The 12027-nt window shown below is 37.3% G+C and carries 10 protein-coding genes; 8 read left to right on the top strand and 2 right to left on the bottom strand.

All coding sequences use genetic code 11. The features are described 5' to 3' along the window. Window positions 1-13: 13 nt before the first annotated feature. On the top strand, window positions 14-2185 hold the full coding sequence (locus tag V7112_RS19490) for a DNA topoisomerase III (RefSeq protein ID WP_335422969.1): 2172 nt from the start codon (window positions 14-16) through the stop codon (window positions 2183-2185). Window positions 2186-2287: 102 nt separating this feature from the next. On the opposite strand, the gene V7112_RS19485 is transcribed toward V7112_RS19490, so the two are convergent. Then, on the bottom strand, window positions 2288-4105 hold the full coding sequence (locus V7112_RS19485) for a M6 family metalloprotease domain-containing protein (protein ID WP_335423162.1): 1818 nt from the start codon (window positions 4103-4105) through the stop codon (window positions 2288-2290). 285 nt (window positions 4106-4390) lie between these two features. On the opposite strand from V7112_RS19485, the gene V7112_RS19480 reads away from it, so the two are divergent. The 3 genes from V7112_RS19480 (at window position 4391) to V7112_RS19470 (ending at window position 8409) form a co-directional block, all read left to right on the top strand. Further along, complete coding sequence (locus tag V7112_RS19480; RefSeq protein ID WP_335422968.1) at window positions 4391-5272, top strand: aminoglycoside 6-adenylyltransferase; 882 nt, start codon at window positions 4391-4393, stop codon at window positions 5270-5272. 177 nt (window positions 5273-5449) lie between these two features. Further along, entirely contained in the window at window positions 5450-7822 is a 2373-nt protein-coding gene (locus tag V7112_RS19475; RefSeq protein WP_335422966.1) for a polyprenyl synthetase family protein, read from the top strand. Window positions 7823-7977: 155 nt separating this feature from the next. Further along, on the top strand, window positions 7978-8409 hold the full coding sequence (locus tag V7112_RS19470; RefSeq protein WP_335422964.1) for a hypothetical protein: 432 nt from the start codon (window positions 7978-7980) through the stop codon (window positions 8407-8409). A 61-nt stretch (window positions 8410-8470) separates the two neighbouring features. Here the strand turns inward: V7112_RS19470 and V7112_RS19465 are convergent, their stop codons facing one another. After that, complete coding sequence (locus tag V7112_RS19465) at window positions 8471-8911, bottom strand: GNAT family N-acetyltransferase (protein ID WP_335422961.1); 441 nt, start codon at window positions 8909-8911, stop codon at window positions 8471-8473. Window positions 8912-9057: 146 nt separating this feature from the next. Here V7112_RS19465 and V7112_RS19460 point away from each other — a divergent pair, with 146 nt between their 5' ends. The 4 genes from V7112_RS19460 to V7112_RS19445 all read left to right on the top strand — a co-directional run bounded on the left by V7112_RS19460 (window position 9058) and on the right by V7112_RS19445 (window position 11793). Next, window positions 9058-9789, top strand: coding sequence for a nucleotidyltransferase domain-containing protein (locus V7112_RS19460; RefSeq protein WP_335422960.1), 732 nt, complete (start codon window positions 9058-9060; stop codon window positions 9787-9789). Between the two features lies 1 nt (window position 9790). Then, the gene (locus V7112_RS19455; protein ID WP_335422958.1) at window positions 9791-10546 is read left to right on the top strand and encodes a class I SAM-dependent methyltransferase; all 756 of its coding nucleotides are present in this window, start codon (window positions 9791-9793) and stop codon (window positions 10544-10546) included. A gap of 18 nt (window positions 10547-10564) precedes the next feature. After that, window positions 10565-11239: an HAD family hydrolase gene (locus tag V7112_RS19450; protein WP_335422956.1), complete on the top strand. Its 675-nt coding sequence runs from the start codon at window positions 10565-10567 to the stop codon at window positions 11237-11239. A gap of 164 nt (window positions 11240-11403) precedes the next feature. Beyond that, on the top strand, window positions 11404-11793 hold the full coding sequence (locus V7112_RS19445) for a VOC family protein (RefSeq protein WP_335422954.1): 390 nt from the start codon (window positions 11404-11406) through the stop codon (window positions 11791-11793). The last annotated feature ends 234 nt before the right edge of the window (window positions 11794-12027 follow it).

The following is a 12027-nucleotide window of genomic DNA, read 5'->3' as shown; positions in this document are numbered from 1 at the left end:
TGGAGGAATTGAAATGAAATCACTTGTTCTTGCAGAAAAACCTTCTGTTGGAAGAGACATTGCCCGTGTATTAAACTGTCATAAAAAGGGCAACGGCTTTTTCGAAGGGGATAAATATATCGTAACATGGGCTTTAGGCCATCTGGTTACGTTAGCAGACCCTGAAAAATATGGAGACCAATATAAATCATGGAGGCTAGAGGACCTACCGATTATTCCGAATCCTTTAAGCCTTGTTGTCATTAAACAAACAGGCAAACAATATAGTGCGGTTAAAACACAAATGCATCGTAAGGATGTCAATGAAATCATTATCGCGACAGATGCAGGTCGTGAAGGTGAACTTGTGGCGAGATGGATTATTGAGAAGTCAAATACCCGTAAGCCAATCAAACGTTTATGGATTTCATCCGTAACAGATAAAGCGATTAAGCAAGGCTTTGCCACTCTAAAAGACGGCAAGGAATACGAGAATCTCTATTCATCCGCAGTAGCACGTGCTGAAAGCGATTGGTTGGTTGGAATAAATGCAACAAGAGCACTAACTACAAAGTTTAATGCGCAGCTCTCGTGTGGAAGAGTACAGACTCCAACCTTAGCGATTATTGCTCAACGTGAGGAAGAAATTAAAAATTTTAAACCCACACCTTATTATGAAATTAAAGCAACAACAGACAGCTTAACCCTCAAGTGGCAGCATGAAAAAACGAAGGAACAGCGCATTTTTAAAAAGGATGTGTCCACATCAATTGTTCGTTCTCTTCAGGGGCAGGAAGCGAAAATTACCGATGTGCAAACATCACAGAAGAAAAGTTACGCACCACAGCTTTATGATTTAACAGAGCTTCAACGTGATGCAAATAAACGGTTCGGTTTTTCAGCAAAAGAAACCTTAAATGTTCTCCAAAAGCTGTATGAACATCATAAGTTGGTCACATATCCTCGTACTGATTCAAAATATCTCTCAACAGATATCATTGATACACTAAAGGATCGCATTGAGGGATGTATGGTGCAGCCCTATGCAAAGCTTGGTGCAAAAATCCTGAAAAATGGGATTAAAACAAATAAGTCATTTGTCGATAACAGCAAGGTGACTGATCACCACGCGATAATTCCAACCGAAGAGCGTCCAAATTTACAGGCATTATCTGCGAAAGAAGAAAAAATTTATGATTTGATTATAAAACGATTTTTAGCTGTATTTCTTCCCCCATATACGTATGAGCAAAAGAATGTTCAAGCACAAATCGGCAAGGAATTATTCGTTGCAAAAGGAATAACCGTTACTTCATTAGGCTGGAAAGAAGTCATTACTTCGATTGATGAGCATGAGGATGAAGGTCAAATTTCAGCTTTAATTCAACCTGGCATGAGCCTGAATGTCATTTCCGTTAAGGAAATTGAAAAAGAAACACAACCACCAAAGCCATTCACTGAAGGAAGCTTACTTTCCGCAATGGAAAATCCGGCAAGATATATGGCTGGAGAAAGCAAGGATTTAATTGAAACAATTGGGAAAACTGGTGGATTAGGCACGGTAGCAACACGTGCGGATATTATCGACAAGTTATTCAATACATTTTTAATTGAAAAAAGAGGCCAAGATATCCACATCACAAATAAGGGCAAACAACTGTTAGAGCTTGTTCCAGATGATTTAAAATCTCCAGTGTTGTCAGCTGAGTGGGAACAAAAGCTTGAACAAATTGCTAAAGGTCGATTGAAGCAAAATGCGTTTATCTCAGATATTAAGCAGTACACTAAAGAAGTAGTTTCAGAAATCAAATTTAGCGACTCAAAGTTCAAGCATGACAATATTACAGGCACAAAATGTCCGGACTGTGGAAAATTGATGCTCGAAGTTAACGGGAAAAAGGGAAGAATGCTTGTCTGTCAGGATCGTGAGTGCGGCCACCGAAAAAACATCGCCAAACTAACAAACGCTCGTTGCCCGAACTGCCATAAGAAGTTGGAACTGCGTGGGGAAGGGGAAGGACAATTATTCGTATGTAAATGTGGACATCGCGAAAAGCTATCTGCCTTCAATGAACGTCGGAAGAAAAACCAATCAGGAAAACTATCCAAAAAAGAAGTATCGAACTACATGAAAAAACAACAAAATGAAGAACCAATCAACACGGCACTAGCTGATGCATTGGCAAAACTAAAGTTAGATAAGTAGAACCAGGGGGACGGTTCTCATGGTTCCACCGTGTCAAATTCGTACCCGCAGTTTCCCTTAACAAAAGAAACCTGAGCCAAATTGGCCCAGGTTTCTTCATGTTTATTTTTTCTTACCTTCGTTCGTACTGTAATAGAATGTAGCAGTGATAGAACCATCTTCATTTTCTACAATATCCGTTACATGGATTCCGGAATCAGCAGGAGTAGAACCATAGCCTTTCCAGAAGTAGTAGGAACCAGTGTGGACATTGCTTGAAACAGGTGTGATTTGATCGCCGGTCTTGAAGAAATCACCTGCATCGCCACGGTTCACATTCTTCTCTAAATCATACAAGCCATCTGCTTGTAGTACTGATAACCCATAATGTGTAACAACTATACCATTACTAGCTGTTTGAGATTGGTTGTATTGGAATCTCTTATTCTTCCAGTTTGCTACATTGTTCGGACGGACACCAGCAGTTTGGTACAAATTAATGATGTTTTCATCAACATGCCATGCAACTAACCCATGTGCATCCTCACCTTGGCGAATTAAGCCCTGGTTAAATCCGCTTTGCTGCACATTTTCGAATAAGAAATATTCAGTGCCGTTTGACCCTGGAACTTCCATTTTAACAATACCGTTGTTGTCTTTCGCTTTATCGATAGAAGGCAAAGTAATTTCTTGAACACCATCTTCTGGCGTCACATCAATTGGTTTAACCCAGCCTAAGAAAATTTTAGAAAATGGATCGAAATGTGTAGGTGAGTTTCCGTTGTACTGTAAAGCATCAGGATAACGCATCCAAGATCCACCTGACATCATTGAATAGTTACCTGCACCTTCAGAGTTGTACGCTGTATCATAGAAATCAGGTAATCCTAACGCATGACCAAATTCGTGAGCATATACACCGACTTGTGCAGGGTATGGACCTGTAACAGACGCTTTATCATATTCACCAGTTCCCGCATTAAATCCTGCCACATTTCCACCAATGGCAGGTTGGATGTTGTAATTGTTAACGACTACGCCATCATAAGTCATGTCTTCAGCAATCGTTCTGTTAATCCATTCAGGCTGACTCATCCCAGCATGAACATCGGCTGGTATACCAGTTTCATAGTATTTGCCATAATATAATGCGCTTAATAGATTCCATTTATGCGACCAGAATTGAGCCGGGTCGCGACTCCACTCAGCTCCTGTTCCCTCGTGAACTACAAATACATTCGGGACTTCGCCATCAATAGCATATTGGGAGAAATCAATTTGATCATCTGCAGCCTTTAGAAGGTCACGAACGAACTCACCAGTATGAGCATCCCCATTTACGTTTCCTAAAACATACTTTCCATTTTCAGCATATGTACCCTCTTGATCTAGGTAATAGGAGGCGCCTTTAGGAAGCTCTACCCAAACAAGTTCAGCACCATCATGTATAAGATTTACTTTACCATAGCTAGATTCTGTATAAGCATTTTGCATGGTACGATTCTTAGGGACATCAGGACCATCGTATTGTTTAAAATAATCTAATTCATATGGATTGTATTTATCTCTAAAAATGAGGTCCTCATAATAACTTGCTGGCACCTGTCCTTCAAGGTCACCTAAAGGTTCATCGCCATCCTTATACTTCGCTAAAATAACCAGTACAGGTATGTCTCCCGTTGCTGTTTTATAGGCAACATGGTTATCACCAGCCTGTTGAAACTTCTTCCCGTGGTTTGCGATTTTCTCAGCTGGGTCTGCCTTTGAAACATCAAAACCTAGCTCTTTTGCCTTGTCGGCTAGTTCAGGCGTCGCAGCGACATAATGCGCAAGACTCAAGTCATAATTGCTAGATTCTTTGGTAGCGGACTCATTCAACTGAAATCCAGAAAGCATCACGCCACCCGCTAAAGCAAGGGTTAAACCTGTTTTCGAGAGCACCTTTAACAATAACAACACACTCCTTTATGCATGATAGGAAAAATATAACAGAATATTCCGAAACTCGTAAGAAGCCTTCTTCCTATCTGCATCTGTGGCTTAATTCCTATTTTTAACATATCGGTAAAAAGTCATAGAAATCTAGTTGGTTAGACTTAGGAAGTTGGTCATAGTTTGCTAGTGAAAAAGAAAATGATTGTCCATTTTTATTTGGAAAAATGCAGGTACATTTGTTACGGGAATAGAAATGAATAGTATTCAAGATAATGGTAAGGGAGTTTTTTTATGCGTAATGATAAACAAATGATGGACCTCATATTAAACATCGCAAAGGATGACCAGCGAATTCGTGCCGTCTACATGAATGGTTCAAGAACAAATCAGAATGTACCTCAAGATATTTTCCAAGATTATGACATCGTATATGTTGTTACCGAAACTGAATCCTTTATAAACGATGAAAGCTGGATAACCATTTTTGGTGAATTACTGATGCTACAGGAGCCTGATAAAAATGACCCATCCTGGGGTGGCCGATCTGCTTTTAATCAATCCTACGGTTATTTAATGCTTTTCAAAGATGGAAACAGGATTGATCTGCACATTGAAACGAAAGAAAAAATGCTTGAAGAATATGGTATTGATAAACTAACAGTTCCTTTATTGGATAAAGACAAGTTTTTACCATCAATCCCTGCTCCAACCGATATTGATTATCATGTTAAACAGCCAACTGAAGCCAGATATTTTAGTAGTTGCAATAATTTTTGGTGGTGTTTACAAAATGTAGCCAAAGGAATTTGGCGTGACGAATTACCATACGCGAAACAAATGTTTGAACTTGTTATTAGGCCCCATTTAGACGAAATGGTCTCATGGTGGATTGGTTGTGAGACAAATTTCAAAGTCTCGGTAGGGAAAATGGGTAAGTATTTTAAGAATCACCTTTCTGAATCCTATTGGCAGTTGTATGAAAGAACATATTCGAACCATGATTATGATAGCTTTTGGAATTCCGTTTTTACCACTTGTGATTTATTTAGGGCATTAGCACAAGAAGTTGCTGAAAAATTATCATTCAAATATCCAATCGAGGATGACCTGAATATGACTAACTATTTGAAACATGTAAGAAATTTACCGGTAGATGCCAACGAAATATATTAAATAGGACGTATAGTCTAAATAAATATTGGATAGTGTTTACTTTAAGCAACATTGAGAAGATGTTCCGATTTATAATGCACATTTATGGTGATGAAAAAAATATTATGATAGTTTAAAACAAGAATGATATGAATACAATTGAGTAGGATAAAAAATTGGTGATTGAGGTATCTACATATGAATGTTGGATTAAAAAAGAATGCTGAAAAAAGGTATCAACTAGCAGAGAAGAAGGCGTCTCACTATTTTCACGCGCTTTATAAGGATGTCAAGGAGCAGAATTATGTACAAACCCTAACAAAAGACATCAATTCTTGGAAACAGCATCATATTCATCGTTCTGTCCTTCCATTTCGGAAAAAAGGGAGTAAAAAGTCCGAAACACAAGACTATTATAGTTATATAAGATGGCTGAATTATACCGGAAAATTAGATCGATACTTGGAGCGAAGTATTTCATATATTTTTATGAGAGACATGGGAAAAGACCTCAATAATAAGGATACACAAACAAGGATTTCCAACGTGGTTACCAGTTTGAAAGACCATTTAATCCAAACAACATCAAAGGATAAAACCGATGAATTAGATAATTTTAGTATGGCAGGGTTGTACAGATGGGGTCAAAGGGAAGGTATTGAATCCTCTATTATTTGGTTGATGGATAGACTAAGGACTGTATCTAGGAATATACCTGAGGGAATGAATGCAACACATGCTAAGCGGAAGTTAATTAAAATCATCGCAGGAGTTATGATCAATGAAATCGAAGATATGGAAGAAAACCTCCTACCAGATGAACGTTCAAAAAAACTTGATACTGCTATTCGATTAGGCTATGCCTACGGTCTTACTTATCCCTTTATTGATGATCTTTTGGATGCATCGGTTATGTCTGATGTTGAAAAGAAGAGGTATTCTAATTTAATACGAACTACTCTTTTAACCGAGGAAGTACCACCATTAGGGGATTGGAAGGGAAAAAATAAGGAATTACTAGAATTTGTTCATTCGGAACTTACAGAAGCTTTTCACTACATTAAGAACCAGCAGCCAAGAGAGACGTTACACTCCTTTTTCGAGCAATCCTATGTGTTTTTTCATTCACAAGAAGTCGACCGTGATAAAGACCTTTCGAATGAAATGTACACGAATGAAGATATATTTATTCCAATTATAATTAAGTCATCCTCTTCAAGACTGATTGTTCGTTCTTTAATAAATGCTCCTGCAGATGAGGATATCGAGAAACGGACATTTTGTTATGGAATCTACAATCAGCTTGCTGATGACTTTGCAGATATGTTTTCCGACATGAAGGAAGGTGCGGTAACTCCATATACGTATTATTTAAAATATCACAAGACGCGACCTGATTTAGTAAATCCCTATGAATTATATTGGGCTGTGATATCTTATTTGATCCATAACGTTTACGATTCCGATTCGAAGGCCTGTGAAATTATATTGGACCGTGCCATTAATGGGTTGAAACGATTTAAAAAGCGGGTCGGGAGGAAAGTGTATGAAGAGGTTATGGAGACATTTGCAAAAGGTAATCCATCCTTTAATCACTTGATTCAAAAAATGGTTCGAAAAGCAGATGATGTTGATTTCTTTGATAAACTATTGCGTGATCATATGGTTTCCAATTTGAAAAATGAAAGTAAAGAACAGGAAGATTTTTCAGAGTTGATTGATGAAGTACGCACAAAGATAAATGAGAAATTACACATTCAAAATCATGATAAAGATTCTTCACAAATAACAAACGCCGCGAATTATAGTCTTGAAGGTGACGGGAAAAGGCTGAGACCAATTGTGAGCTGGATGATGGGTGTTAGGGAGTATGGATTAGATGAAAAAGCTATTTTTCCACTTTTAAAATCAATTGAATACATGCATACAGCTTCTTTAATTTATGATGACCTTCCATCCCAGGATAATGCATTATTTCGACGCGGGCAGCCAACTGTTCATCATGTGTATAACTCTGCTGTTGCGGAATTAACCGGCCTTTTTCTGACTCAAAGGGCTACTTTTGAGCAAGCAAATCTTACACATTTCGATCCAAAAATAGTGCTTAAGTTAATCAAATACTCGGCTGAGAGCACGATGGATATGTGTAAGGGTCAAGCGATGGATTTAGAGTCTAAAGGAAAACAACTGACGCTCGCACAGCTAAATCAAATGTGCTTTTTAAAAACGGGAAAGGGATTTGAAGCTGCGCTTATCATGCCTTCCATTCTTGCAAATGTTGACCAAATAGAAATCGAATCTTTAAAAAGGTTTGCGTATCATGCGGGGATTGCTTTTCAAATTAAGGATGATTTATTAGATGTAGAAGGAACAACAGACGTACTTGGAAAATCGGTTGGTAAAGATGAGGAAAACAACCATTCAACATTTGTCTCCATCCTTGGAGTAGACGATGCAAAAAAAGCGATGTGGGAACATTATTGTCTAGCGACAGAAGCATTGCTAATGATACCCCTTAAAACAACTTTTTTAAATCGAATTTTGAATTATTTTGTGAATAGGAACAATTAAAAAATGCCTGTTTCTCAATTCTAAACTAGGATTAAGGACAGGTGTTTTCTCCCTTATATAGTTCTAGGTAAAAGCACATTTTGGAGGTACAAGTTGAAAGGCATAAGCCTATAGAATAGGATGCTAGTAGCCTATGAATAAGGAGTGATTAAAAGATGTATTATTACGACCCGAATGGTCTAATGGCGTCATCACTACCATACCAATCAGATTACGATTATTATTACGATTATGAAAGACAAATGGGTTCATTCCCACCATTTGGACCACCTAGTCAAAGTCCTGGAGGAGGACCACCTTTTGGAACACCTGGTCAAGGACAGGGAGGAGGACCACCAACAGCACCGCCACCATCCTTTGTTCCAACTCAGTCACAACAGCAAGCGGAAGCCTTTGCAGTCGATCCAGGTAGTATTCGAGGTTGTTTGTTTAGATATACCTACGTCTGGTTGAGAGGTCGTGAGCAATTCTGGTACTTTCCAACATTTGTTGGTAGAAGTTCTGTCTCCGGGTATAGATGGAATGGTTTTAGATGGATGTACTTCGGTATAAGCCTAAGACAAATCCAATCGTTTACTTGTTTCTAAAGAAAAATGGAGGAGAGTTGAGAGATATGAAACAATTCATCCCGAACTCTCCTTTTATCATTTAGATTAATTGTTTCACCATCACAATATGTGGACCAATCGGTGGATAATCAAAGACTTCCCCATGCGGTTTAAAGCCCAACTTTTCATAATAACCTTGAACGCTTGTTCTGCCCATGCACCATAAAATCTCCGTATCCATTTCCTTTAGAATACTTTCTGCAAAACTAACTACTTTACGTCCTGCACCTAGCTTTCGAAATTCCTCAAGTGTTGCCATTGCTCTCAGTCTATATTGCTTTTTGCTTGATAATTCCAGGTTTAATTCAGGACAAAAAGAAGCAACGCTAATTAATTTGCCTTCATAAAAAGCCCCAAAATGAAAACCACCTTCTTGATAATCAGTATCATACATGCATGCCTCCTTCGGTTGATGAGGGCGTAAAATGTTATGCCTTAATTCGTATGTCATTTCTGGATGGATTTTTTTTACAACTAACATGATTTTTTCCTCCACTTAATTACTGTTAGGATAATAATTCTATTATCAAGCTTAATTTCCTGCGTGATTTTCTAAAGGAATAAAAAGGAATTTATCAAAATTTGTAGAATGTAGGTTTTGTAAGGTAAAGATTTGAGGTGGTAATATTGACGACTAATCATAAAGAGAATGCTTTAGAGGCAGCCCAACAATTTATTCAAACACATCATCCGAATTGCCAAGCTGCAATATTAGCGGGAAGCGTAGCAAGAGGAGAAGCGACAGAAACATCTGATCTTGACATCGTAGTTTTCGATAAAAACATACCTTCATCGTTTAGAGAGTCTTTAATCGAATTTAGTTGGCCAATAGAGGTTTTTGTACATAATGAAACATCCTATAAACAGTTTTTTGAAACGGATAAAAAGCGGGCAAGACCGTCCATGCCAAGGATGGTTTACGAAGGCATTGTACTTAAGGATGATGGAATACTTGAAGCAATAAAAAAAGAAGCAAAGGAAATTTTAGAAAACGGACCTGAAGAATGGACGAGGGAAACGATAGATTTCAAAAGGTATTTTATCACAGACGTCCTTGACGATTTCATAGGCTGTGAACAAAGAGAAGAAGCAATATTCATTGCAAATAATCTTGCAGAACTGACAAGCGAATTTATTTTAAGGATAAATCGAAAATGGGTCGGAGCTTCTAAATGGGTATATCGTGCCCTAAAAGATTTAGACGAGGAGTTTGCTAAGCGTTTTGTTGCAGCATTTGATTCTTTTTATAGAAATGATGATAAATCTAAAGTTATTCATTTGGTTGATGAGATTTTAGAACCTTTTGGTGGACGTTATTTTGAAGGCTTTTCATTGGGGAAAACAAATGGAGGTAAGTGAAATGACAAACGAAATTCTGAAAAACAATAAGAAGAGCTGGGATATAGTGGCACATCATTTTAACGGAAAGGACGCACTCCCTAGTTACGGACCTTTTACTCAAACAGAAGAAGAGTTGCGGCTGTTTGATGATATAACTAATAAAAAAATACTTGATGTTGGTTGCGGAAGTGGACATTCATTAAAGTATATGGCAGAAAAAGGAGCGGGCGAATTATGGGGTGTAGATTTATCAGAAACCCAAATTGCAGTTGCGAATGAAACTCTAAAAGGTTTGAATCCTCGTTTATTTTGTGCACCAATGGAGAAAGAAATCAGTATTCCAAAGGAATATTTTGATACTGTTTATTCCATCTATGCAATTGGTTGGACGACAGATTTATCTACCACCTTTACATTCATTCATTCCTATTTAAAGTCTGGCGGGTATTTTGTATTCAGTTGGGACCATCCTTTATATCCTTATCTTAAAAGTGAAAATGGGCGAATTTATTTGGATGGCTCATATCAAAACGAAGACACGGTTACTTACAGCAAATTCAAAGGTGAAGATGCTCCAATGGTCATTCCTACACGAAAAATGAGTACATATATAAATGAATTAATTAAAGCGGGTTTTACAATTGATAAGGTGATCGAAAGCGATGTATCAAGTAACTTTGATTCAATAGAAGAAGAGGTTTCCGACCGTTATTACTCGTTACACAAAGCACGAAGATTTCCAACAACGATGATTATTAAAGCCCTTAAATTATAACTAAAAGTAGGTATTAACATGATAAAAGCAGCTATTTTTGATTTAGATGGAACATTATTAAATAGAGATGAATCTGTAAAAAAGTTTATTACAACTCAATATGATAGGCTAAATGAATTTGTAGGTCATATCCCAAAAGAAACTTATATTAAGAGATTTATAGAACTAGATCATCGTGGGTATGTTTGGAAAGACAAGGTGTATCAACAATTAGTTGAAGAATTTCAGATTGAGGCAATCACTTGGAAAAAACTTCTACAGGATTATATCTTAATGTTTAAGAATTATTGTGTACCTTTCCCAAATTTAATATCAATGTTAGAAGAACTAAAAGGAAATGGACTTCTGTTAGGAATGATTACTAATGGAAGAGGCCAATTTCAGTTGGATAATATTAGGGCACTAGGGATTGAAGAATATTTTGATATTATATTAGTCTCTGAATTGGAAGGAATAAAAAAGCCAGATCCTCAGATATTTATCAAGGCCATTCAACAACTGGGCGTTCAACCATTTGAGTGTATTTTTGTAGGTGACCATCCAGAAAACGATGTGAAAGCAGCCCGCAATGTTGGAATAAAAGGAATATGGAAAAAAGATGCACAGTGGGACAATGTTGATGCTGATTATATAATCGAAGATTTGGGCGTACTGCCATCACTAATAAAAACGTTAAATGTGGAATGTTCTTAAGGGGGGAGACTATTGGGTTCACGGGTCATGCATGCCATAATAGCTACTAAATTAGCAGATTATTTGTCTATTACAGATTGAACATCTTTTTTACTCGGAGGTATTGCACCAGATTCAGTTTCACCAAAGGAATTATCACATTTTTATATAAGGGAGTGTTAAATATGGCTATCTCTAGTGTTTCACCAATTAAAAATATAATGGGCGGGGTGTTCATTCACGTTAAAGATTTAAGAAATTCAGTTGAATGGTACAGCAACATCTTAGGTTTTGAGATCGATGTAAATAAAGTGCAATCTCCTGTATTCAACATTCCAATAAGGGGGACAACAAGTTTAACACTGGATGACCACGCTTTTGATTCAACATTCATCCACAGACCTTCACCAAACCCAATCTTTAATTTTCTAGTTGAAGATATTGATGTTGCTTACGATTTTATTAAATCGAATGACATTGAAATCGTAAGAGAAATAGAAAGAGTAGGAGAGAACTTTGCTTGGTTTAATTTCAAAGACCCAGATGGAAATGTAATTATGGCTTGTACGGGATAAATCTAATAACCCATTTGGATTCTAAAACCAATGGTGTAAATGGTATTAATGGTAAAAATATAGGTATAGTTATTGTTCATTGTTGATTTTCGTGGAGGTATAAGATTACGTAGTCGGAGAATTTCCGGCTAATGCATATAGTAGGGGCCTAAGAAGCAGAAATAAGCGGAGAGATTCCGACTAACTGCTCTAAAATAGACAAAATCCAAAGATTTTGAGGTTAGTCTTAAAAGT

It is taken from the genome of Bacillus sp. JJ1566, assembly GCF_036962685.1.
Taxonomy (GTDB): domain Bacteria; phylum Bacillota; class Bacilli; order Bacillales; family Bacillaceae_L; genus Ferdinandcohnia.
This window is presented reverse-complemented; position numbering and strand designations above follow the sequence as displayed.

What these genes read in the sequence shown, in the direction of transcription:
- V7112_RS19490 (WP_335422969.1), top strand. Translation starts at nt 14, where the DNA reads ATGAAATCACTTGTTCTTGCAGAAAAACCTTCTGTTGGAAGAGACATT.
- V7112_RS19480 (WP_335422968.1), top strand. Translation starts at nt 4,391, where the DNA reads ATGCGTAATGATAAACAAATGATGGACCTCATATTAAACATCGCAAAG.
- V7112_RS19475 (WP_335422966.1), top strand. Translation starts at nt 5,450, where the DNA reads ATGAATGTTGGATTAAAAAAGAATGCTGAAAAAAGGTATCAACTAGCA.
- V7112_RS19470 (WP_335422964.1), top strand. Translation starts at nt 7,978, where the DNA reads ATGTATTATTACGACCCGAATGGTCTAATGGCGTCATCACTACCATAC.
- V7112_RS19465 (WP_335422961.1), bottom strand. Translation starts at nt 8,911, where the DNA reads ATGTTAGTTGTAAAAAAAATCCATCCAGAAATGACATACGAATTAAGG.
- V7112_RS19455 (WP_335422958.1), top strand. Translation starts at nt 9,791, where the DNA reads ATGACAAACGAAATTCTGAAAAACAATAAGAAGAGCTGGGATATAGTG.
- V7112_RS19450 (WP_335422956.1), top strand. Translation starts at nt 10,565, where the DNA reads ATGATAAAAGCAGCTATTTTTGATTTAGATGGAACATTATTAAATAGA.
- V7112_RS19445 (WP_335422954.1), top strand. Translation starts at nt 11,404, where the DNA reads ATGGCTATCTCTAGTGTTTCACCAATTAAAAATATAATGGGCGGGGTG.